Origin of the sequence: Lysinibacillus sp. BS3, from assembly GCF_039614735.1 — a bacterium.
In the GTDB taxonomy this organism is placed as follows: Bacteria; Bacillota; Bacilli; order Bacillales_A; family Planococcaceae; genus Lysinibacillus; species Lysinibacillus capsici.
Window position 1 is genome coordinate 2,377,368 of record NZ_CP154860.1, and the last position, 21,865, is coordinate 2,399,232.

23 protein-coding genes and 1 other annotated feature are annotated in these 21,865 nt (G+C 35.7%); of the genes, 11 read left to right on the forward strand and 12 right to left on the reverse strand.

Annotated elements, in window-relative coordinates; translation table 11 throughout:
• Nucleotides 1–64: 64 nt before the first annotated feature.
• The 4 genes from AAJG31_RS11740 to AAJG31_RS11755 all read right to left on the reverse strand — a co-directional run bounded on the left by AAJG31_RS11740 (nucleotide 65) and on the right by AAJG31_RS11755 (nucleotide 2,887).
• On the reverse strand, nucleotides 65–478 hold the full coding sequence (locus tag AAJG31_RS11740; RefSeq protein ID WP_054549048.1) for a VOC family protein: 414 nt from the start codon (nucleotides 476–478) through the stop codon (nucleotides 65–67).
• A gap of 71 nt (nucleotides 479–549) precedes the next feature.
• Nucleotides 550–1,191 (reverse strand): 3-oxoacid CoA-transferase subunit B, encoded by a 642-nt coding sequence (locus tag AAJG31_RS11745; protein ID WP_279493741.1) that lies wholly within the window; start codon nucleotides 1,189–1,191, stop codon nucleotides 550–552.
• A complete protein-coding gene (locus AAJG31_RS11750; protein ID WP_054549046.1) occupies nucleotides 1,188–1,895 on the reverse strand; it encodes a CoA transferase subunit A in 708 nt (235 codons plus the stop codon). The genes AAJG31_RS11745 and AAJG31_RS11750 overlap by 4 nt, the downstream gene beginning before the upstream one ends.
• A gap of 83 nt (nucleotides 1,896–1,978) precedes the next feature.
• Nucleotides 1,979–2,887, reverse strand: a complete 909-nt coding sequence (locus AAJG31_RS11755) for a LysR family transcriptional regulator (RefSeq protein ID WP_279493739.1) — start codon at nucleotides 2,885–2,887, stop codon at nucleotides 1,979–1,981.
• A 241-nt stretch (nucleotides 2,888–3,128) separates the two neighbouring features.
• Here AAJG31_RS11755 and AAJG31_RS11760 point away from each other — a divergent pair, with 241 nt between their 5' ends.
• On the forward strand, nucleotides 3,129–3,812 hold the full coding sequence (locus AAJG31_RS11760; protein WP_054549044.1) for a hypothetical protein: 684 nt from the start codon (nucleotides 3,129–3,131) through the stop codon (nucleotides 3,810–3,812).
• A 276-nt stretch (nucleotides 3,813–4,088) separates the two neighbouring features.
• On the opposite strand, the gene AAJG31_RS11765 is transcribed toward AAJG31_RS11760, so the two are convergent.
• A complete protein-coding gene (locus tag AAJG31_RS11765; RefSeq protein ID WP_066038411.1) occupies nucleotides 4,089–4,727 on the reverse strand; it encodes a LysE family translocator in 639 nt (212 codons plus the stop codon).
• Nucleotides 4,728–4,919: 192 nt separating this feature from the next.
• Here AAJG31_RS11765 and AAJG31_RS11770 point away from each other — a divergent pair, with 192 nt between their 5' ends.
• On the forward strand, nucleotides 4,920–5,342 hold the full coding sequence (locus AAJG31_RS11770; protein ID WP_048393204.1) for an SRPBCC domain-containing protein: 423 nt from the start codon (nucleotides 4,920–4,922) through the stop codon (nucleotides 5,340–5,342).
• Entirely contained in the window at nucleotides 5,342–5,662 is a 321-nt protein-coding gene (locus AAJG31_RS11775) for a metalloregulator ArsR/SmtB family transcription factor (RefSeq protein ID WP_048393202.1), read from the forward strand. The genes AAJG31_RS11770 and AAJG31_RS11775 overlap by 1 nt, the downstream gene beginning before the upstream one ends.
• A 40-nt stretch (nucleotides 5,663–5,702) precedes the next feature.
• On the opposite strand, the gene AAJG31_RS11780 is transcribed toward AAJG31_RS11775, so the two are convergent.
• From AAJG31_RS11780 to AAJG31_RS11790, 3 genes are all read right to left on the reverse strand, one after another.
• Nucleotides 5,703–6,482, reverse strand: coding sequence for a YqhG family protein (locus tag AAJG31_RS11780; RefSeq protein ID WP_048393200.1), 780 nt, complete (start codon nucleotides 6,480–6,482; stop codon nucleotides 5,703–5,705).
• Between the two features lie 17 nt (nucleotides 6,483–6,499).
• Nucleotides 6,500–8,014, reverse strand: coding sequence for an SNF2-related protein (locus AAJG31_RS11785; protein ID WP_048393198.1), 1,515 nt, complete (start codon nucleotides 8,012–8,014; stop codon nucleotides 6,500–6,502).
• 421 nt (nucleotides 8,015–8,435) lie between these two features.
• Entirely contained in the window at nucleotides 8,436–9,485 is a 1,050-nt protein-coding gene (locus tag AAJG31_RS11790) for an NAD(P)/FAD-dependent oxidoreductase (RefSeq protein ID WP_066038409.1), read from the reverse strand.
• Between the two features lie 355 nt (nucleotides 9,486–9,840).
• Here AAJG31_RS11790 and AAJG31_RS11795 point away from each other — a divergent pair, with 355 nt between their 5' ends.
• From AAJG31_RS11795 to AAJG31_RS11810, 4 genes are all read left to right on the forward strand, one after another.
• The gene (locus AAJG31_RS11795) at nucleotides 9,841–10,419 is read left to right on the forward strand and encodes a dienelactone hydrolase family protein (RefSeq protein WP_115673880.1); all 579 of its coding nucleotides are present in this window, start codon (nucleotides 9,841–9,843) and stop codon (nucleotides 10,417–10,419) included.
• 11 nt (nucleotides 10,420–10,430) lie between these two features.
• The gene (locus AAJG31_RS11800) at nucleotides 10,431–11,387 is read left to right on the forward strand and encodes a LytTR family transcriptional regulator DNA-binding domain-containing protein (RefSeq protein WP_259949206.1); all 957 of its coding nucleotides are present in this window, start codon (nucleotides 10,431–10,433) and stop codon (nucleotides 11,385–11,387) included.
• 145 nt (nucleotides 11,388–11,532) lie between these two features.
• A complete protein-coding gene (locus AAJG31_RS11805; RefSeq protein WP_259949204.1) occupies nucleotides 11,533–12,381 on the forward strand; it encodes an ABC transporter ATP-binding protein in 849 nt (282 codons plus the stop codon).
• The gene (locus AAJG31_RS11810; protein ID WP_036078002.1) at nucleotides 12,378–13,085 is read left to right on the forward strand and encodes an ABC transporter permease; all 708 of its coding nucleotides are present in this window, start codon (nucleotides 12,378–12,380) and stop codon (nucleotides 13,083–13,085) included. The genes AAJG31_RS11805 and AAJG31_RS11810 overlap by 4 nt, the downstream gene beginning before the upstream one ends.
• On the opposite strand, the gene AAJG31_RS11815 is transcribed toward AAJG31_RS11810, so the two are convergent.
• Nucleotides 13,082–14,254 (reverse strand): ATP-grasp domain-containing protein, encoded by a 1,173-nt coding sequence (locus AAJG31_RS11815; RefSeq protein WP_016991600.1) that lies wholly within the window; start codon nucleotides 14,252–14,254, stop codon nucleotides 13,082–13,084. The genes AAJG31_RS11810 and AAJG31_RS11815 overlap by 4 nt on opposite strands.
• A 115-nt stretch (nucleotides 14,255–14,369) precedes the next feature.
• Nucleotides 14,370–14,957, reverse strand: coding sequence for a GNAT family protein (locus tag AAJG31_RS11820; protein WP_009373719.1), 588 nt, complete (start codon nucleotides 14,955–14,957; stop codon nucleotides 14,370–14,372).
• 98 nt (nucleotides 14,958–15,055) lie between these two features.
• On the opposite strand from AAJG31_RS11820, the gene AAJG31_RS11825 reads away from it, so the two are divergent.
• Together AAJG31_RS11825 and AAJG31_RS11830 are read left to right on the forward strand one after the other, a co-directional pair.
• The gene (locus AAJG31_RS11825) at nucleotides 15,056–16,417 is read left to right on the forward strand and encodes a PLP-dependent aminotransferase family protein (protein WP_279496413.1); all 1,362 of its coding nucleotides are present in this window, start codon (nucleotides 15,056–15,058) and stop codon (nucleotides 16,415–16,417) included.
• Between the two features lie 105 nt (nucleotides 16,418–16,522).
• Nucleotides 16,523–17,329, forward strand: coding sequence for an EcsC family protein (locus tag AAJG31_RS11830; protein ID WP_279493734.1), 807 nt, complete (start codon nucleotides 16,523–16,525; stop codon nucleotides 17,327–17,329).
• 47 nt (nucleotides 17,330–17,376) lie between these two features.
• On the opposite strand, the gene AAJG31_RS11835 is transcribed toward AAJG31_RS11830, so the two are convergent.
• Nucleotides 17,377–18,345 (reverse strand): zinc-binding dehydrogenase, encoded by a 969-nt coding sequence (locus AAJG31_RS11835; RefSeq protein ID WP_103117341.1) that lies wholly within the window; start codon nucleotides 18,343–18,345, stop codon nucleotides 17,377–17,379.
• Between the two features lie 64 nt (nucleotides 18,346–18,409).
• Between AAJG31_RS11835 and AAJG31_RS11840 the strand changes: the two genes are divergently transcribed.
• Together AAJG31_RS11840 and AAJG31_RS11845 are read left to right on the forward strand one after the other, a co-directional pair.
• A complete protein-coding gene (locus AAJG31_RS11840; protein WP_048393179.1) occupies nucleotides 18,410–19,033 on the forward strand; it encodes an alpha/beta hydrolase in 624 nt (207 codons plus the stop codon).
• Nucleotides 19,034–19,085: 52 nt separating this feature from the next.
• Nucleotides 19,086–19,350 (forward strand) — a binding site (T-box leader).
• A gap of 66 nt (nucleotides 19,351–19,416) precedes the next feature.
• Nucleotides 19,417–20,661, forward strand: a complete 1,245-nt coding sequence (locus AAJG31_RS11845) for an MFS transporter (protein WP_048393177.1) — start codon at nucleotides 19,417–19,419, stop codon at nucleotides 20,659–20,661.
• Nucleotides 20,662–20,742: 81 nt separating this feature from the next.
• On the opposite strand, the gene AAJG31_RS11850 is transcribed toward AAJG31_RS11845, so the two are convergent.
• Nucleotides 20,743–21,471: an IclR family transcriptional regulator gene (locus AAJG31_RS11850; RefSeq protein ID WP_066038399.1), complete on the reverse strand. Its 729-nt coding sequence runs from the start codon at nucleotides 21,469–21,471 to the stop codon at nucleotides 20,743–20,745.
• Nucleotides 21,472–21,865 lie beyond the last annotated feature (394 nt).

Consider the following 21,865-nt stretch of genomic DNA (forward strand, 5'->3'; position numbering starts at 1 on the left):
AGGGGTATTTTAGGTTGCAAAAAAACACGAGACTACATACGTGCTCGTGCTTAAAATTTTCTATTTAAATGCCTTCCGTATTCATGAATACTAGACGCCAGCCATCAGGGTCTTCAATGGTTACCCCTTTCTCAGCCCAATATGGATTTTCAGGCTCAACTTCGGGATATCCCATGAGCGCAAGACGTTCGGCAATATGACGAATGGTATCTCTGTTTGGGATATAAAGTACGAGAAGATTGTCCTTACTTGGTGCTGGACAAGGGCTACCGTCACTATGCTCAGTAAATTCTAAGTGATAACCTGCATCTGGAAGACCAATCATTAAACCATTATAGCCACGATGTTCTGTAAACGAACCAATTTTCTTTAATCCGACACCTTCACAGTAAAATCGTTCTACTTCCTTTAGCTGATCGGTTGGTCTTGCCACACGCACCTGTGCGACTGCTAATTCATTTGTCCATTGCTGTTCCATTGTTATGAAATCCCCTTTTTAGACTATTGTAAAATGAGACCATAACGCTGGAAACAGTCCTAAGTCTGAAGTTATTGGATAAGAGCAACGCTAAAAGAAGCAGCTGTTTTCTCTTTTACTTCCTCTAAAGAAACACCATCTGCTAATTCTATCAGTTGCATGCCCTCTTTCGTAAAATCAAATACAGCCAAATCTGTAATTAATCGATGTACGACACCTTTACCCGTTAGTGGCAGTTCACATTGTTTTTTTATTTTAGATTCACCATTTTTATTCACATGCTCCATGACGACAATCACTCTCTTTGCACCAACGACAAGGTCCATTGCGCCACCCATGCCCTTCACCATTTTCCCCGGAATCATCCAGTTAGCAAGGTCTCCTGTTTCAGATACCTCCATACCTCCTAAGATGGCAAGGTCAATATGTCCACCTCGAATCATTGCAAATGATTCTGCACTGTCAAAGAAGGATGCCCCTGGAACTGCCGTAACTGTTTCTTTACCTGCATTGATTAAATCAGGATCTACTGCATCTTCTACTGGATAAGGACCAATACCGAGAAGTCCGTTTTCGGATTGTAAGAGTACGTCATAATCGGTTGGGATCGCATTCGCCACAAGTGTTGGAATACCTATGCCTAAATTGACATTCATACCGTTGGCTATTTCTTTTACTGCTCGGTTAACAATTTTTTGTCTTGTATCCATCATGCTTCCCCCTTCTTCACCGTTAAACGCTCAATACGCTTCTCGTAATTTTCACCTAATAATACACGTTGTACAAAAACCCCTGGTGTATGAATATGATCAGGATCTAGCTCGCCTACTTCTACAATTTCCTCCACTTCAGCTATTGTAATTTTCCCTGACATAGCAGCTAATGGATTAAAATTGCGTGATGTTTTTCTGTAAACTAAATTTCCTAGCTTATCGGCTTTCCATGCTTTGACCAGCGCAAAGTCAGCAACGATACCTTCTTCCAAAATATATTCTTTGCCATCAAAAACCTTCACTTCTTTTCCTTCAGCAATTGGTGTGCCAACCCCTGTCGCTGTATAAAAACCAGGAATTCCCGCTCCACCTGCACGCAAACGTTCTGCAAGAGTTCCTTGCGGTGTCAACTCTACTTCTAGCTCACCACTTAAAAATTGTTGTTCAAAAATCTTATTTTCTCCTACATAAGAAGCAACCATTTTTTTTATTTGCTTGTTTGCTAATAGTAGACCCAATCCCCAGTCATCTACACCACAGTTGTTACTGACAACGGTTAAATCCTTAGTTCCCTGCTGCACTAATGCTGCGATTGATTTTTCGGGTATACCACATAGCCCGAAGCCACCTACAGCTAATGTATCTCCATCCTTAATATCCACAATCGCCTCTTCAAACGAACTCCATACCTTGCCATTCCCCATCTCGAAACCTCCCTAAATTGCTCGTTTATTAAGGAAAATTCTACATCATTGCTATTTTACAAGTAAAGGAATTAATTAGAATACTACTTATTCCTATATCGAATAAATCTATTTTCACCATTCCTACCTATCATTTCAAGTAACTGTTTTAATGCATAAGATTGATAGGCATTTTTCTTCGTAATAATCCCTAAACGCCACGGCATTTCAAAATCATTTAATGGAATTATTTTCACATTGGTATTTGTTTGCTTAGCTGCAATGGAGTGGGGTAACAATGTAACCCCTAAATTGGAGGATACTAACTCTACAATCAAGTCCCACTGTGAACTTTTATAGCCGATTGTAGGTGTAAAGCCAACACTTTCACAGGATTTAATTATATAGTCGTGAAGCGTGAACTCCTCTGCAAAGATAATGAACGTTTCATTTTCTAAATCTTGTAAAGCTATGGATTCCTGGTGTGCATAGGGGTGAGATTCATTCATAAAGACATAAAACTGGTCTTCTATAAAGGATTGAACAGCAAACTTCCTTTCGTCTACTGGTAATACAACGATGCCCATATCAACATCACCATTTTCAACTAGCATTTCTACCATTTTTGCACCACGTTCGATAAGCGCTAAATGCACTTCAGGATATAGCTGATGAAATCCCCTAGCGATTTCAGGGAAAAATAAAGTTCCAATTAAAGGTGGAATCCCTAATTTGATAGCACCTGTCTTAATATTTAATAAATCGTCTAGCAAAATATGTAGTTCTTGGACAGCCTGCATTATTTTTTGTCCTTGATGATAAACAATACTACCTGCATCAGTAAGTTCTACATTACGCGTTGATCTGTTCAACAATTCAACTTGTAATGATTCTTCTAATTTTTTGATACTTTTGCTTAATGAAGGCTGAGATACAAAGGAATCATGTGCAGCCTTTGTAAAACTCCTATGCTCAACAACAGCCATAAAGGCTTTTAAATCTCTTAATTCCATCACTATCTTCTCCATTTATTCGTATTTGTTATAAAAGCATCTACAAGTACTACCCTTTAGCAATAAATTCTCCATCCTTTCTTTTTAATCCTTTGCAATGTGTTGAACTATAAAATTTAGATATTTTCACCCCTGCCATTATACGTATCTTTTCGACTTTTGGAGAGTTTTTTGAGAGTTATATGACCTACAATCAATTATAAATATTGTCATAATTTATCAAAGATTGGAGATGTAACAGATGTTGAAGCAATTGCTTGAAAATCGAATAGTTAATAGGCATTATTTAGGTCTTACATTTCAGCAACATGTTTATGAATTAAAGAACTGTGAGGAAGTTTTAGGAGTGAAAGCTAAATCGCTACATATTGAGAATCGTCATATTGCTGTTGGCTATATTGCTGATGACAGTATTTTCTTTAAAAGTGCTCATTTCGGAAATACCATGGTCACTTTAACAGATGGAATTCATCAAGCAATTGTTCAGCTATTTGTACAACATTCTGGTGAAATTTGCATTGAAGTGAAACCTTATATTAAACATGCCAACATCGTGCCTGTTTATTTCCGGACAATTCTAGCTGATACTGCCATTGCCATTGACCTAAAAGGCGCATTAAAAAAATTCCTAGTAACTCATCATTATATGATTGAAGCAGATACGATCATGGAAGTTCATTATCAATCCATGCATCCCTATGTGCTCAAGAATTCTTATGCTGGGCATTTTGTTTTAGGGTGTACACCCGATGGTAGACAAGTAACAGGAGCCGAGGAGTATACATTAGCTAACCGTATAGCTAATTTAAAGTTTTCTCACATTATTATTCAGCAACAAGGCATACCAAAATTAATTGCTTTAAATATATTATTAACGTTTGTTATTACGAATAAAATTTTTGTTACTAACGAACTTTCTATGTAACTAATTGGATAGAGGATTTTACGATGTTATTTTCATTTATTTCATTGATTGTCATCATACTAGTAGCTTTATTTGTTATAAAATCTTTTTCTCTCTATAAAAAGCGGGCAGAAAAGAAAAAATTTTTACAAGAAAGACTTAAAAACCTTCTACTGACAAATATAAGCCAACCTAAATAAAAATTTTTCAAAGAGAAATGACCTTATCTTATTAAGTGCCAACAAAAAATACACCACCTTTATAGTAAAAAATAACTCTAATAAGGTGGTGTATTTTTTAGTGAGCTTTTTCTAATGCTAATTTAATGCCAAATGCAATTAATATTGCACCTGTTAATCCTTCAATTACTGCCTTAGTTGATGGCTTTTTCATAAATGCACTAATTCGATCTAAAAGGTACACGTAGAAGATAAACCATAGCATTGTTAATGCTGTGTAAATTAGACCCATTATTAAAAAAGGAAAAAATGTTCCACTATTTCCATCTACAAATTGAGGGAGAAATGTTAGGAAAAATACTGCGACCTTTGGATTTGTCACATTTGTGAGAAACCCTTGTTTAAAGCAAGATTGGTGGGAATATTTGTGTTCTATACTTCCTACATCGTCTACAACTGGAGATTGTGTTCGAATTGTTCGAAGTGTCCACAAGGTCTTGATTCCTAAATAACATAAATAAACCGCACCAACATATTTTAAAACAGCAAATATATAGGCGGATTTTACAATAATCGCCGAAAGTCCAATAACAGCCGCACAAGTATGAATTAATAAACCGCAACAAGAACCTATGATTGTTTGTAAACCGCCCTTTCTACTTACAGTCAGTGTGTTTTTTGTTGCAATCGCTGTATCAGGGCCAGGTAAAATAATAAGTAAAATGCACATAACTAAGAATACAGATATATTGACCATATTACGCCCACCCTTTCTGTCAGAAAATTATAAAAGTAATTGTAACATACGCCAAGTCCAACAGAAAGATACAAAATTTTTACGTTGACATATAACCATAGGGTGTTATATATTCATAACACCCTATGGTTATATTTTATACAGATTCCTCTGCTAGTGGACTTAATAACGTTGAAAAAGGAGTAATAGAACATGACTGAAAAATTACAGGATATTGTCAAAACAATTACATTAAATGCCCCTATCGAAAAAGTTTGGGAGACTGTCGCAACAGCTGACAAAATAGCTGCTTGGTTTATGCCAAATGATTTTCAACCTATCGAAGGATACGAATTCACTATTCAATCACCGTTCGGCCCATCACCCTGTAAAGTAGAACGTGTAGATGCACCGCACTTTCTACGATTTGCTTGGGATCAAGATGGCTGGTTCGTAACTTTTGAGTTAAAAGAAGTAGGCGAGCATACTGAATTTACTTTAACACATGGTGGCTGGAAGGAAGCTTCACATATTATTCCTAAAGCAAACACTGCTACTGAAGCCGTACGTACTAATATGGATAACGGATGGACAATGATTATTAATCATAAATTAAAAGAGGCTGCTGAATTCTAATGACTGAAGCAGCCATAAAGTATGATGTTTTTCAAGCAATTGCTGATCCCACAAGAAGAAGTGTTTTACAGCTCCTTGCAGCAAGTGACAGACCTATTTCCAATATTTCCGAGCATTTTACGATTAGTCGAACGGCTGTTGTAAAGCATTTAAAAATATTGGAACAGGCGGAGCTAATCTCTGCTCAAAAAAAAGGTCGTGAAAAAATCTATACGTTGCATAGGGAGCGTTTAAAGGAGATTGAAGATTGGCTCCAATACTTTCATTTATTTTGGGATAATAAATTGGCTCAGCTTCAAAGCATGGTTGAAGATCATTAAAGCAGAAAAAGAGCTGTCTTTTTGTCAGACAGCTCCTCATTTAAAAGAGATAAAATAATCCTCCATTAATGACTTCTATTTTAATTTTTGCTTCATATTGCTCCTCTAATGCTTTTCTTTCAATTTCATAACACTCTGGTTTATCCTCTATATCCTCATAAAAATAATCCAACACACGTTGATCACGTTGCCATCGTTTTTGTGCTTCCGTTGCCCAGGAATGGTCATCCTGCTCAATAATTGACTCAATTGTAGCTTTCAATCTTTCCAGTGCTCTGGCAGGCTTAATAATATATTGCACATGAAATACATTTTCTTCAGGTTCTATGTTAAAGTCCGAAGAACAAATCCTTTCATGAAAACCCTCCTTGATGACGCCCGTCAATAAATTAATGCCAAATGAGTAAAGCATTTCTTTTGTACGATCACAGCAATACGAAACTTTAAAGTTAACACCTAACCAGGGCGTTAAAATAACCTGCCCCATATCACGATCCACTTTTTCAAACAACTGAACATAAGCTCCTAGTTCCCTTGTAGCTAAAAATATCTGATTTAAACGTGGAGAGCCGTAATGAATAGCTTCCCCAAATAAATTACCAGCCATTGCTGTTTGATTTGTAATAAAGGTTACTTGGGCTGGGTTTGGTTCGCTATTCGTTGCTTCAACATATTGCCAATAAAATGGCCTATTCATAATTCTTTTATCTATGTCTATCGTTAATTGAACGGTTAGATAATGATTCTCTTCTCCTAAAATTGCACAGTCATTCTCCATAAAAAATTCCTTTAAATAGTGGTGAACTTGCTGTGGATACATAGCTGCACCTCCCTACCTTATACAGATTCTTTAAAGTTTGTTAAAATGGCATCTAAATCGCCAACCACCTTCTCGAACACATCAATTTTTGTATGAAGCAATTCCAAGATTTTCTCTTCAATTGTATGTTCAATGGCAAGATTATAAATATGGACATCATGCTCCTGTCCCAAACGATGGACACGACCAATACGTTGCTCTAGCTTCATTGGATTCCAAGGTAGATCATAGTTGATTACATGATGACAAAATTGAAGATTTATCCCCTCTCCACCTGCCTCGGTAGCGATGAGCACCTGTGCTCTTTCTTTAAATAGGTGCTTCATATAATCTCGTTTACTTTTATTAAACTTACCATTAAATAGCACACTTGATATGCCATTAGAATGTAAATACCATTGTAAATAAATTTGCGTAGCACGATATTCTGTAAAAATAATAACCTTGTCATTTGCTTGTTTAACAATTTCCAATGTCTTTTCCGCCTTTGAATTCACTTCCAAGGTCATTAATTTAGTAATAATTGCTTCAATTTCTTGTGGTTGTACATGATCATCTAGCATATTCGTTAATGTTAATGCCGTAGCTTCCTTGCTACTACACATTTCTTTTTGCAACGTAATTAATGAAAATGACCCTGTGTTTTGAAGGTTGCCAAGCATTTCATAAACTTCTCTTTCTTCGTCCGTAAATGTAATCGGTACAATTTGAACACGACGATTTGTCCAATCAATCCCCGTATCTTCCCTACGATTTCTTACCATTACCTGATTAACCAACTCTTTTAAATAATCATCATGTTCTAAATCATGCTTGCTAGCAGAGAAAGCCGATTGGAAGGCATCATAATTACCAAGATGCCCAGGCTTTAATAAGGAGATTAAATAATACAATTCAAAGATATCATTTTGAATAGGTGTGGCAGTTAATAATAAGCAGAATTTTTTCTTTAAGCCTTGTACAAACTCGTAAATTTGTGTTTTATTATTTTTTAATTTATGTGCCTCATCAATAATTATCATGTCATAATCCTGCTCATAAATGCGCTCTCTATGTGGACTCTTTTTTGCCGTATCCATACTCATAATGAGGACATCATAGCGCTCTATCGGGCAATTTTTTTTATATGCGACGGCAGGAATATGAAATTTTATATTTAACTCTTCAATCCACTGATTAATTAAAGAAGCAGGTGCTAAAATTAATGCTCTTTTCACAAGACCTCGAATAAGGTATTCCTTTAAGATTAAGCCCGCTTCAATTGTTTTACCTAGCCCCACCTCATCAGCTAAAATAGCTTTCCCATTCATACGTTCAATAACTGTTTCGGCTGCTTCTAACTGGTGTTTCAAAGGTTGTAAATTAGGTAAATACTTTGTAGCCTGCAATCCTGTAAAATCAGGAATTAGTTTCATTTTCACAATATCATAGTTCATCTTGTACAATGTCCAGCTATCCCATTTTTCAAGATGATTTAATCGATCGATAAAGCCCTCTTCCCACTCGGACGACCTTTCTATTTTCATGATCATCACCCCATGTCATTTTTTCTAGTTTAGGGTGTCCAAAAAAGGAAAAGCTATGTTATTTCTAGATGAAAAACACCTAATGAAAGTTATTTTTTCATTAGGTATTTGTTAATTCATATATTTACGGAATTGTTTTGGAGATTTTTTCAGCAAATTCTTTAATGATAAATGAGAGTTTCTCAGGTACATTTTAGATTTTTTGAGCTGACGAACATTTTTTTCTCTAATAGATAGACTCTTTATTAAAATGTTTCGCGATATCCATGACAATCATATTCTCTGTATAATTTTCTTATATATACTCCATAATCAGCGTTATGTTTTCTTTTTTATATTGATAGTCCATCAGAAGTATTTCTTCTAAAATATACATCAAGACAAAAAGAAAGGAACACCAATAATATATTAGTGCTCCTAAAATCGATTATTTTAAACTTTCCTGTAATAGCTTACGATTACGTTGTTTGAAAATATCATTATGTGAGGAAACGATACCTCCCTCAGAAGCATCAGGTTGAATATACTTCTTCGCACTATTCACTGCATGAAGTGCATCATGAAAGGCTGCTGCAATTAAATGAATTTTACCATCATGGCTCAAAATATCACCCGCAGCATAAAGGCCTGGGATCGATGATTCACTATTAATCGTACCAGCGATAAAATAATCATTTTTGCGCTCAATGGCTAATGGACTATTATCTAACAATTCTTTATCACGCACATACCCATGACTAATAACAACTTCATCAACAGGAATTTCTGTTACAGTCCCAGTTTCATGATTTGTTAAAGCAATAGCTTTAATCATTCCTGCTTGATCGTCTGCAATCAGCTTAGTAATTTCAGAATTGAAATGGCATTCGATCGAACTATTTGCAAGCTCTGTAATTTGAGCCTCATGTGCAGACAATGTATCTTTTCGATAAGTTAAATAGACCTTGGATGCTACCTCCGTTAATTCTAATGCCCAGTCTACCGCTGTGTTACCACCACCAGAAATAATAACTGCCTTATCTTTAAATTTTTCATAGGATTTAATTGTGTAATTTAAATTAGATACTTCAAAGCGTTCAGCCCCCTCAATTTCAATTTTTTGAGGATTTAGGATGCCACCACCAATAGCAACGATAACTGTTTTGGAATAATGAATATTCCCTGACTCTGCTGCGATGACAAATATACCATCTTCATTTTTAGCAATGGACAGCACTTTTTCATTTGTATAAATAGAAGGATTAAAGGTTAAGGCTTGCTCAACTAATTGTTTAATTAGTTGCCCCCCTGATATAGGCGTTACACCTCCCACATCCCAAATCATTTTCTCTGGATAAACATGAATTTTACCGCCTAGCTGTGGTTGTGATTCAATTAGCTTGGTTTTCATTTCACGTAAACCACAATAAAAGCTTGAATATAAACCCGCTGGCCCACCACCAATAATGGTTACATCATACAATTCTTGTTCTAACAATTCCTAACACACCTTTCATTTGGTCATTACTATCTCAACAATTGGACTAGCTCGTACTGCATAACAGCTCAATCGTAAATGTCTAAATGTAAATATTGCTTTGGAAAATCCTCCTTAACTCCATTATACGATAATGATAATCATTATCAAATAAAATTATAACAAATCATGATATTAATAACAGATGTGGTCACCTTTTATTAATATTTTCATTTATGTAATTAGTAAAAAAATAAATTTATGTATTTGTCCCTAAAAATTTTCATCATTATGCTTTTGCACTATTCATTCTAAAAGCAGATTATACGTTTTACTTACTTTTTGATACACTATTGGAAAAAAGATCGAGGGCACAATGAAAAGAAAAATCTTTATATTACATGAAATCTATGGAGTTAATCATTTTATTGAAGAACAAATACAAATATACAGCGATGAGGACACTGCCGTTTCCCTTATTTCACTTTATCCAGAAGGGCTTTCCTTTCCATATGACCAGGAAAAACAAGCCTATGACTTTTTCTTACAGACAGTTGGCTTTGATGCTCCTCTTGAGTTGCTTTCCCCAAAAATATTGGAGGCTTGTGAAAACTACAACGAGGTAATATTAATTGGATATAGTGTAGGTGCAACTTTAGCCTGGAGATTAACTACACTCCCCCTACACCGTGTTATTTGTGTATATGGCTCACGGATCCGCCAATACCTTGATAACATTCCATCTTGTCCAACTTTGGTTGTTTTACCTAGCCATGAAGATAGCTTTGATATTCAATCATTGAAGGATACTCTTGTAAGCATACCGAATGTTCAAATCAAACAATTTCAAGGCTTACATGGCTTTATGGATGCCTCTAACTCAAACTACTGTCAGTTGAGCCACTCGCAAGCACTCAACGACATTCAATACTTTTTACAAGCTAGCAAGCTATAGGAGGAATAAACGTGGAACAAAATATTGATATTCAGGTTGATCCATATATTGAAGCAGGCAATGTTATTTATCCAAGCTTCCATCTTTCTCTACAACCTGGCACGATTATAGGCATCTATACAGATGTTTCCAAAATACATACATTAATGCAATGGTTTATGAAACGAGATGATACGTATACTTCTTTTCGTGAAAGCTCGTTATATGAGCGACTCACAGCGCGCGAGTATATCCAGTTCATTTTAAAGCTTTTTAACCGTCCAACTAATGAATCAGAGAACATATTGAAGCTTTTTAAACTTACTGAACAAAAAAACAATAGAATTAGTAAGCTTTCTAATAGTGAAAAACAGCGATTAAAACTATTGAATATGTACCTACATCCGGCATCTATTCAAATTTTAGAAGAACCCTTTCAAAATATAGATGAATTTTCAAAGCAAACTATCCAACAGTTATTAAAAAATCTCGCAAAAGAGCATAAAATTATCATTTTATTATCAAATAATCTAGAAGACTTAATGGTTGCAAGTACAACTATACATCGATTAGATGGGGCAGACTTACATACTTTAGACGTAAAAGAGGGTAGCCTTGAGCAAGCTCCAAAGCCTCTTGAAGATGCACCAATTCGACTAGATAAAATCCCAACAAAGAAAAATGAAAAGATTATTTTATTTAATCCACCCGAAATTGATTATATTGAAAGTGTTGAAGGAGAAGTATCTATTTATGTAGCAGGTGAAGGTTATCCATGTACTCTATCGCTAAATGAGTTAGAGCAAAAATTGACACCATTCGGCTTTTTTAGAAGCCATCGTTCTTATATTGTGAACCTACAAAAGGTTCGAGAGATTATTACTTGGACACGCAATAGCTATAGCTTAGCACTCAACAGTACAGAAAAGACAGTTGTTCCACTGTCGAAAAATAAATTGGCCACTTTAAAGGAAATACTCGGAATTTAGTAGATTTCCCAGGAAATAATCGACTCCTGTCACCTTTAATAAAATTCCATTAAAGGTCCTTTTTCTGCCATTCACATGATTTTTACTGTGAGCCTTACCCTTGTTGTTTATAGTGTAGACATCAACAACAAACAGGAGGTTACACATGAACGCAGTGATTGATGTGCAACATTTGAAAAAAATTTTTCATAATGAAACAGCATTACAGGATGTTTCCTTTACCATTAAAAAAGGGGAAATATTCGGCTTTCTTGGCCCAAGTGGTTCTGGTAAAACTACTACAATTAAAATATTAACCGCACAAACAGATAAATCGGCTGGTAATGTTCTATTATTTGGGCAGCATGCATCTGAAATGAAGCAAAGTCAAAATCGTAAACGTTTTGGTATTTTAACAGATAATAGTGGCTTGTATACGAGACTATCAATTGAAGAAAATTTAATACTTTATAGTAATTTATATCAGCTATCTCCATCTGCTGTAAAAGAAGCTTTGGACTTTGTCAATTTATATGCAGAACGTAAGAAAAAGATCAGTCAGCTTTCCAAAGGAATGATTCAACGTGTTACACTTGCTCGTGCAATTATGCACAAGCCCGAATTATTATTTTTAGATGAGCCTACTTCTGCTTTGGACCCAGTAAATACCCAACATATATATAATGGCTTACGAAAATTAAATGCTATGGGTACAACAATTTTTTTAACAACACATGATATGAGCGAAGCAGAAATACTTTGTGATCGTGTTGCTTTCCTGCATAAAGGGAAAATCCGAGCAATCGGCGCTCCAAAAGATCTAAAAAAAGAATTTGGCTCTGACACTATTACAGTAGAGCTTAAAAATGGTGAACAGGAAATTATAGAAAATGGTTCTCAAGATGCAGAGAAGTTATTTCAATGGATGCAATCCGATCAAGTTACACGTATCTATACAAACGAGCCAACACTAGGTGACATTTTTATGCAAATAACAGGGAGTGATTTAGTATGAATATTTCAATGACACGTATTCAAGCTATATTGATGAAGGATTATAAGGAATTCTCACGGAACTATGCCGTATCAACTATGGTATTACTACCACTTATAATGGCGTTTTTATATAATCGATTAGGTGCAAATACTATTAGCATGTATTTTCTACCAATTAACATGACATTTTCCATAGTGACTACTTACGTACAATGTAGTTTAATTGCAGAAGAAAAGGAAAAAAACACTCTTCGCAGTCTTATGCTCTCCCCTGCCTCACTTGGAGATATTTTAATTGGTAAAAGCCTGTTTGTTCTAATTGTTACAATTGTATCTGTAACAATGGCTATTTTTCTAGTTGGCTACGAACCTGCAAACCTTTTTATCTTAGCAATTGCATTATTGCTTTCTGCTGTGTTTTATATTGCTCTAGGTACAATATGCGGTTTATTTGCTAAATCTATTATGGAAGCATCTATTATTGTGTTGCCTGTAATGGTTATCTTCTCATTTGGGCCTCTGGCCTTAGCTCTATCTTCGGCATACCCAATCTTAAAATTAGCTGAATGGCTACCAAGCTCACAGTTATTACTTTTAGCAGAGGCGTTAGAAGGTAAGTATTCTATGGCAGATGTTCTTATTCCTATGATTACGATAATTGTATGGTCTCTTCTTTCTTGGATTTTCGCAGCAATTATCTATAAAAAAAGAATGGTCGATTAAAGACCATTCTTTTCTTCAGGTAATAATTCCTTCTCCCGTTTTTCAATTTCCTCTAACGTATCTGCATACCATACACCGACAAATCTTGAAGGGACGGACTCCTCAAAATAATCACCATCATAGAAAGATAAAGGAAATAACATACCCTTTTCTATATATTTCTTAATTGTTTGATAGAAATGATCATTCTGTTGTGGGCTTTGTGATGAATAGGAGCTAAATTTATTGATGGGCTTTCCTAAAGCATCATGAAACATCAGCATTGAGGTTGAACCATTTTGGCGGAAATTTAAGTCTATTGCTTGAACATCACCAGCTTCCGTGACAATTAAATCAAAGCCTGCCACACCTACAAAGCCTTCCTCAACGCCACGTTCCATAATATGCTTTCCTACTTCAATTACTTTTTCGGGTACTTTATCTACAATGATATTCCCTTCGTAAATGCCGTTATCATCCGTAATTTGCTGGGAAGCTCCTAAGTATTGAATCCCTAGCTCCTCTGAGTAAACAAATTGACAGCTATAGTTGTCCTTTGTCTGTAAAAGCTCCTCAATAATTATACTTTCAGTTCCTGTCATGCGAAATTGTCGTAAACCTTCCGTCAATTCATCTTTATTATGACAAATGGTAACGCCATATCCTCCCGAGGTTGGCGAATCATCACCAGGCTTTAATACTACAGGGGGCTGCCAATTTTTAATGGCATCTGAAAGTCTATACGTCTCCACATTTAGACGACTTGGCACATATTTACTATCGATTAAATGATCAATATAAGCTTTTGTATTCAACTCATTAAATTTCTCCGCATCCATCCAATAACATTGACGATCCATATGCTCCAGGTCGTGTATATATTGACATACAATGGTCTTCCCTTCCTTACACCATGTTTGGATCTGTGCCAGATATTCCTCTTGAGTCTCATAACTATAAGGCTGTTCTACCCATGGTAATCCTGCTAATTGATGAAGCTCTTGCGCCTTTTCTGTTTGTGTTGCTCGATGTACTAGCACGGGGATATCAGCAATAGCAACTTCTCTTGAGGTTAAAGCATCTAGCTTATGAGGATCATCCATCATCCACGGATTATCGCTATACGGTGTTCTTGGTGTATACACAGCATTATCACCATAAATTTGTCTTAACGTGTATTTAGGTTTCAAGTAGATTACCCTCTTTCAATTTTTCGGTACTCTACTCTACCCTCCCCTTTATTTTTTGACACTTTTTATAAGAAAAAAGGGTTTTACGGGTTATATAAATCCCTTTTTATACCTATTAACATCCCAATTGCACTAATAGGCTTTCTAAATGCTTTTTCACCTGTGGCCATTCTTCTATTGTAATGCTATACATAACGGTATGCCTAGTTGTCCCATCTTTGCGAATCATATGGTTACGCAATATTCCCTCTTTTGTAGCACCAATTCGCTCAATTGCCTTTTGAGAACGAATATTTTCATGATCCGTTTTTATTTGTACACGTTGTAAATGAAGATGCTCAAAAGAGTATCGTAATAGCAAATACTTACAATTAGTATTAATAGCTGTACGCCAGTATGCGGGTGTTAGCCATGTATAGCCAATTTCTAATCGCTGATGCTTGTCATCAATATCCATAAAACGTGTAGACCCGATAATGTCCCCTGATTGTTTATCCACAATCACAAATGGAAATTCTGTTTTTTCGTTTTTTGCCTTTAATGCGTTTTCCACAAATTTATTCACATCTTCCTTTTTTTCTATGGTTGTGGACATATGTGACCAAATTTCTGGATAACTTCCTGTCTCTAAAATTCCTGGTAAATCGCTCAATTCTAAAGGCTTTAGTTTAACCACTTCATTTTCTAATGTTATAAATTCCATTACACTTCACTCCTTTTTACTTATTTAACGGTAAAATTGATATGATATATATAACCAATTACTAAAAAATCAACCATACCAGAGGAGGAGGAAATTATCTGGAGCTCTCCATTATATTTACAGGCAATCTAGCGAAATACATTCAAATCTATGAAGAAATAAAGCATAAGATTATTACTAAAAAATTACTTGCTCATGAACAACTGCCTTCTAAACGAGCTCTCGCCCTAACATTGAATGTGAGTGTACACACCATAAAGGAAGCCTATGAGCAGTTACTTGCAGAAGGCTATATTTATAGTAAAGAGCGTTCTGGTTATTTTATTGCGCCCTTTGAATTTGATTGGCTACAGCAAGTACCCCGGCATGTATCTGTTCCAAGTAACAATATCCCTAACAATATACAATTTGATTTTACAAATGGACATGTGGATAACGAGGCTTTTCCCTATGCTGCTTGGCACAAGCTTATAAAAAAGCATTTTAATAGTAACAACTTATCAACAAGCCCTTGGGAGGGAGAGACAACTTTACGCACAGAGATTGCCCGCTATGTAGAGCGTTCTCGTGGGGTTAGCTGTGATGCTTCACAGGTATTTATATACAGTGGTACACAAAGCCAGCTTCAGGCTCTTTGTCATTTTCTTGGGTCTGCGATACGCGTTGGGTTAGAGGAGCCAGGATTTAAAAGAGTGCGTGCCGTTTTACAGCAATGTGGATTGTCCACAGAGGCGATTCCTGTGGACTATTCAGGGGTTACACTCCCTGCAACACCAATTCACATGTTATACACAACACCTGCTCATCAATTTCCATTAGGCATGATTATGACCAAAGAAAGAAGAGTGGCATTGTTACAATGGGCTAACTCGAACGAGGGGCTTATTATTGAAGATGATTATGATTCCGAATTTCGTTATAAGGGGCTACCAATCCCGTCTTTAGCAAAAATGGATCAGCTTCAGCGTGTCATTTATTTCGGAACATTTTCGAAAACATTGCTTCCATCCTTACGCATTAGTTATATGATCCTTCCAAAGTCTTTAGTAGTGCCGTTTATGACTTTTCATTCTGAGCAAAAATCGGTTGTCTCCAAAGTAGACCAACTTGTCTTAGCAGACTTTCTTGCACAAGGTCTATTCGATAAGCATTTGGCAAAAATGCGAACAATCTATCGTAAAAAACAACAAGCATTATTGACCGCCATCTCTTCACATTTTTCAAATGAATTTCAAGTAATCGGTGAAAAATCCGGACTTCATATAGTCATCAAGCTACCACAACATCTCACCGAGAGTAGAGCGCTCCAGCTTGCTCAAGAGGTAGGGGTTCAAGTCTATCCATGCTCTACCTCCTATCAGAATGGAACAAATGAAAACATGATCATTATAGGGTATGGTGGACTGACACTTCAGCAAATAAATGAAGGAATTGCACTCCTTGCGTCCGTTTGGCAATAGCATGTGATTCATTAGTTTGTCGAAATCTCATTTAAATAAAGCGAAACTTTATATAGTTTTTTTCGTATTTAAAGTTAAATGGACACATAAGGGGATAAGACAATAATGGAGAATCGAGAGTTATTAGAGCAGCATTTACAAGAGATTCAAGTGTGGGAAAAAGATCAAAAAGATTTATGGTTTTGGGAGAAATTAGGTAGAATACCATTTAAATTATTAGATAAAATGACACCTGCCTTTCTCCAAAATAAAATTGCTTTATTGGTAGATGAACTAGGCAATTATATTCAGTCCGGTGGAAAGTATTTAATCAATGAACAAGCCATGATACAAAAAATTCGTGACCATTCTTCCACTCAGCATATTATAACTATATCTGATATTGGTCAGATTCCTTTAGAGGACATGATCTCCCTCAGTGACAAATTACAAAATGAACGTGTGAAATTTGCTACTGTACAAGGAGTCTCTACTGGCTTTGGAGGCATCTTTACTTTAGCTATTGATATTCCAATGATTTTAGGGACTGCACTAAAAACTTTGCAAGAAATAGCAATTATTCATGGCTATGATCCGAACGATAAAATGGAACGTATTTTTATTGTAAAATGTCTACAATTTACCTCTGCTGATATTGTTGGTAAAGAAGCAATCTTACAGGAGCTTTCTACTATAAATAGCTCAAAAAAGGCTTCAGATAACATGATTTCTCAGCTTCAAGGATGGCAGGAGGTATTTTACACATACCGTGATCAGCTAGGCTGGAAAAAGCTGTTTCAAATGATCCCTATCGCAGGGATGGTTTTTGGAGCCTATGCTAATAAAGGCATGATTCAGGATGTAGCCGAAACTGGTATTATGCTTTATCGTAAAAGACGTATTTATGAAAAACTTACTGAACTAGATTGTTGATCGACAAAAGATGACACTCCAAATATGGGTGTCATCTTTTTTGTGCTTTATATTTTAATAAGTATTTTTCCTTGGTGCTGACGACTTTCCATAAATTCATGAGCCTTTTTCATTTCCTCTAAGGCAAATATTTTAGCAATTGGCACCTGAAAACTGTCTTCGTTTACTAAAGAGAAAATATCCTGCGCCACCTGTTGTAACAGTTCTGGCTTCAAAGCTCTTGTCGTACCTAAGCTAAATCCTTTTATATTGCGGCAGCTATTGTGTAAATCTGCTGTTTTTATATTTCCTGCTCTTCCTCCACTATTCCCGAATTGGACAAGAGTGCCATAAGGCGCTAAACAAGTTAAACTCTCCTCGGTGATAGCTCCTGCAATAGAATCGTACACAATATCAACACCCTGACCCTTTGTAAGTTCATTGACATTTGTACTAAATTGATCATATGTAAGTACATGATCCGCACCAAGCTGATAAACAATTGGGGCTTTTTCTAAATTACTCACCGTACCTATAATCTGTTTAGCTCCGAGCCTTTTGGCCATTTGGACAAGCATTGTCCCTACCCCACCAGAAGCAGCATGAATTAAGACGGCATCCTGCTGACCAATGGCCGCTATTTGATGTGTTAACATATATGATAAAAATAAAACTGTCGGTACAGCTGCTACCTTCTCGATTGGTACCCCACTAGGAATTTTAAAAACTAGTTGTTCCTTTGCTACTACAAATTCTGCATAAGCACCGTTTTTCGGGAATGCGATAACTTGGTCACCCTTTTGAAAACCACTGCTATCATTAAAAACTTCTTCAATTACCCCTGCAACATCTAAACCAAGAACCATCGGAAAATTTGCTTTAGCTTTATTACCTGTGCGATTTTTAATATCTGCAAAATTTACGCTTGTATGGGTTGTCCTTATTAAGACTTCACCCTCAGAAATAGTCGGTTTTGGACAATCAATAAAAGTTAAAACATCCGATGTACCAAATTCATTGATAATAATAGCCTTCATAAATTTCTCCCTCCTTGCTATGGTAAAATTATATACTATATATAGAAATGATGGAGGAATATTCATGAAAATCAAACCTAAGCACGCCATGTACAATGGTATATCCTACAATTTTTTTGATGGAACAAGCGATAAGGTATGTTTTATGCTCTCTGGCACGGGCTATACCTATGATAAACCTATACTTTATTATTCTACGGCATTACTGTTAGAACTTGGCTATGATGTCGTCCAAATCAATTATACATTTGAGCAACAGCAATTCGAACAGGACTCCCAAGCCATATCAAAAATGGTCTATCGTGTTGCCAACCCTATTGTAGAAAATAGCTTGCAATCAAAGCCTTATAGAGAAGTCGTTTATCTAGGAAAATCTTTAGGTACTATGCCTATTGTCGATTATTATATGCAGCAGACTCCTTCTATTCCTGCTCGTTATGTACTTTTCACCCCATTACTTTCTCTTCAACATACAATGACAAATCTATTAGACAAACATGCATTTTTGGCAATTGGTACAGCGGACCCTCATTATTCACAGGAGAAGCTAGCGCAACTTGCTACCCTTCAGCTTGCTGTTTTTGAGGACCTTAATCATTCACTTGAAATTCCTTTGAATGCTGTTTTATCCATACAGCACTGCCAATCGCTGATAACACAATTAAAAATCTTCCTACAAAATAATTAGTAATATTTTTATAGTACTATTTACCAAAATCGTGTACATATGCTACACTAGCAAAAATACATTGAAGAGAAGAGTAAATAAGGCTGTTCTTCCCAGAGAGCTCGGATTGCTGAAAACGAGTAAGAACGAATTATTGAAACAAGCCTCGGAGTAGCGCATTGGATTTTGTTTGAATGATGGTGCGACGGGAACTCCCGTTATAGAGTTACAGTATAAGCATAGGCTCTATGCCGTACTGAAAAGGCTATTATGGTGACATAATAGTGAACTAGGGTGGCACCACGTGAGTATATAAATTCTACAACCTCGTCCCTAAGACTAATCGTCTTGGAGGTGGGGTTTTTTATTTTGCAAATCGTCACTTTGCTTAAGGAGGAATTTATATGAGAAAAGCTTTAGAAAGCTGGCGTTATCCTGCCATCCTATTATGTAGTATTGGTGTTTCAAGTGTTGGCGAATGGATTTATTTTATCGCCTTAAATTTAATTGTGTTAAACCTCACAGAATCTGCTCTGGCTGTCTCTGGATTATATATTGTAAGAGCGATCTCTTCCTTGTTCACTAATTTTTGGTCAGGAAGCCTAATCGATCGTTTTAATAAGAAAAAGCTAATGATTTTTCTAAATTTGGTTCAATCTATACTCATTGTCATACTCCCCTGCTTTTCTAGCCTCTTGTGGATGTATGTCCTTGTTTTTCTCATTACAGTAGCTAGCTCTATGTATCAGCCGACATCTATGACTTATATCACTAAGTTAATTCCTGTCGAACAAAGGAAACGTTTTAATGCATTACGCAGCTTACTCGACTCTGGTGCATTTCTAACTGGACCAGCAATCGCAGGTTTCTTGTTCACAGTCGGAACACCCTATATGGCCATATATTTAAACGCGATTGCTTTATTTCTATCAGCCTGTATAACGTTCAAAATGCCGAACATTGAAGCCCTTGAAAAATTTATTAATCGTACAGAAAAAGCATCCCTTTTTCGAGTATTGCTTCTGGATTGGCAAATGGTCATACGCTTTAGCTTAAAAAATTCCTATGTTATGGTAGTCTATTTGTTGTTTAGTGCTATCATCATCTTGATGACAGCTACTGATTCTTTGGAGGCTGCCTTTGCAACACAGATATTAGCTTTATCCGAAGGAGAATATGGGATTTTAGTCAGTATCGCAGGGGTAGGTGTTTTATTTGGCTCGCTAACCAACTCTGTTATTGTTGAAAAAATACCAACTTCTTGGTTAATAGGTATGGGGTCTCTCGTAACAGCACTGGGCTATTTAATATTTACCTCATCCTTTTCCTTTCTTATAGCTGCTATAGGTTGCTTTGTATTATCCTTTGCAACTGCCTTTGCGAATACAGGATTTTATACATTTTATCAAAATAATATTCCCTCTGAGAGCATGGGTCGTATAGGAAGTATTTATGGATTTTTTGAAGCACTTTTTATTATTATTTTTACTACTATTTTTGGGATTTTCGCTGAATGGATTACTATACGCTCAGTTGTCATTAGTGCATCCTTTATGATGGCATTTGTAGCTGTCATTCTACTATGGCTAAATATAAAACCTTCGAAAAGCCACTATTATAAAAGGTTGATAAGTAGCAAGCAACAGTAATCTCACTTTTCATATAAAAATTAACCATCTAATGTCTACTAATTACTGACACTAGATGGTTTTTTATCGAAATAAGCAATTTTATATATACCCTAATTCAAAGGATAGCTGCTGTGCAGTTTTAAGGACTTCCTGTGTTATACTTTCTAATTTTTCAGCATCTGTATCATATTCAAAGCACTCTGCACTAATGGCTGCAATTGTTTGTTTATTTGAATCAAATATAGGTGCTGCTATGGATACTGTCCCCTTTGTTTTTTCTCCAACGCTTATGGCAAAGCCTTTTTCTCTTACATCATTGAGGCTCTCTATCAATTTTTCTTTCTCAGGCTCCTCAAGTTGTTGGAAAAATTGTTGCTGTACATCGCTTTTAGAAAACGCAAGTAATACTTTATTTGGAGCTCCTATAGGATATGGAATTTTTTCACCAATCATATCAATAATACGGACATTTTTAGGACTATCAATTCGATCAATAATAATGGATGCAAACTGTTTAGCAATACTTAAATAGATTGTTTCTCGAACATTATATGCAAGGTTTTCTAATAGAGGATGCGCTTTTTCTCTAATATCCGTCTCATGATACATTTTCATGCCAAGTTGCAGCCATGTATACCCCAATCGAAATTCTTTTTTATTCTCATTTCTCTCTACTAAATCAAAACTTTCTAATGTATATAATAATCTGTATATTGTGCTAGTAGGCAAGTCTGTTTCATTAAAAATTTCTTGCACAGTAAAAAAACGCTTCGGATGCTTCGCCAGTATATTTATAACTAACATTGCTCTTTCGATTGATTGAATCATTACAATTACTCCCTTTCATTTCCCCATATGATCACTATCTTAAGGTTTTTATAGATCCATTTAGCTTTAACTAGGATCATTATGAAATTAAAATTCATGCAAATTATCAAATTTTTATGTACCTTCAATTTTTTACATGTAGCCCTGCTTTTAAATGTAGTTTCATTTTATTTTAACTAATTTTTATGCATATAAATAGATGCTACATGAAATATATACATAGTTCCACTCAATTAGCGCAGAAAATTACGAGTATTCACAAAAATTAAAATTGACAATTTGTTGTTTTGCATTTACGATGAATTTATATTCCGCTATGTAGATTTAATTTCATATAGTGAAAAATATATAACGGTAAAAATATGTATTTCTCTACTAATTATCTATTAATATC

Excerpts from the sequence above, each read along its gene's own strand:
- AAJG31_RS11740 (WP_054549048.1), bottom strand. The coding sequence starts at position 478 with ATGGAACAGCAATGGACAAATGAATTAGCAGTCGCACAGGTGCGTGTG.
- AAJG31_RS11745 (WP_279493741.1), bottom strand. The coding sequence starts at position 1,191 with ATGATGGATACAAGACAAAAAATTGTTAACCGAGCAGTAAAAGAAATA.
- AAJG31_RS11750 (WP_054549046.1), bottom strand. The coding sequence starts at position 1,895 with ATGGGGAATGGCAAGGTATGGAGTTCGTTTGAAGAGGCGATTGTGGAT.
- AAJG31_RS11755 (WP_279493739.1), bottom strand. The coding sequence starts at position 2,887 with ATGGAATTAAGAGATTTAAAAGCCTTTATGGCTGTTGTTGAGCATAGG.
- AAJG31_RS11760 (WP_054549044.1), top strand. The coding sequence starts at position 3,129 with ATGTTGAAGCAATTGCTTGAAAATCGAATAGTTAATAGGCATTATTTA.
- AAJG31_RS11765 (WP_066038411.1), bottom strand. The coding sequence starts at position 4,727 with ATGGTCAATATATCTGTATTCTTAGTTATGTGCATTTTACTTATTATT.
- AAJG31_RS11770 (WP_048393204.1), top strand. The coding sequence starts at position 4,920 with ATGACTGAAAAATTACAGGATATTGTCAAAACAATTACATTAAATGCC.
- AAJG31_RS11775 (WP_048393202.1), top strand. The coding sequence starts at position 5,342 with ATGACTGAAGCAGCCATAAAGTATGATGTTTTTCAAGCAATTGCTGAT.
- AAJG31_RS11780 (WP_048393200.1), bottom strand. The coding sequence starts at position 6,482 with ATGTATCCACAGCAAGTTCACCACTATTTAAAGGAATTTTTTATGGAG.
- AAJG31_RS11785 (WP_048393198.1), bottom strand. The coding sequence starts at position 8,014 with ATGATCATGAAAATAGAAAGGTCGTCCGAGTGGGAAGAGGGCTTTATC.
- AAJG31_RS11795 (WP_115673880.1), top strand. The coding sequence starts at position 9,841 with ATGAAAAGAAAAATCTTTATATTACATGAAATCTATGGAGTTAATCAT.
- AAJG31_RS11805 (WP_259949204.1), top strand. The coding sequence starts at position 11,533 with ATGAACGCAGTGATTGATGTGCAACATTTGAAAAAAATTTTTCATAAT.
- AAJG31_RS11810 (WP_036078002.1), top strand. The coding sequence starts at position 12,378 with ATGAATATTTCAATGACACGTATTCAAGCTATATTGATGAAGGATTAT.
- AAJG31_RS11820 (WP_009373719.1), bottom strand. The coding sequence starts at position 14,957 with ATGGAATTTATAACATTAGAAAATGAAGTGGTTAAACTAAAGCCTTTA.
- AAJG31_RS11830 (WP_279493734.1), top strand. The coding sequence starts at position 16,523 with ATGGAGAATCGAGAGTTATTAGAGCAGCATTTACAAGAGATTCAAGTG.
- AAJG31_RS11835 (WP_103117341.1), bottom strand. The coding sequence starts at position 18,345 with ATGAAGGCTATTATTATCAATGAATTTGGTACATCGGATGTTTTAACT.
- AAJG31_RS11840 (WP_048393179.1), top strand. The coding sequence starts at position 18,410 with ATGAAAATCAAACCTAAGCACGCCATGTACAATGGTATATCCTACAAT.
- AAJG31_RS11845 (WP_048393177.1), top strand. The coding sequence starts at position 19,417 with ATGAGAAAAGCTTTAGAAAGCTGGCGTTATCCTGCCATCCTATTATGT.
- AAJG31_RS11850 (WP_066038399.1), bottom strand. The coding sequence starts at position 21,471 with ATGATTCAATCAATCGAAAGAGCAATGTTAGTTATAAATATACTGGCG.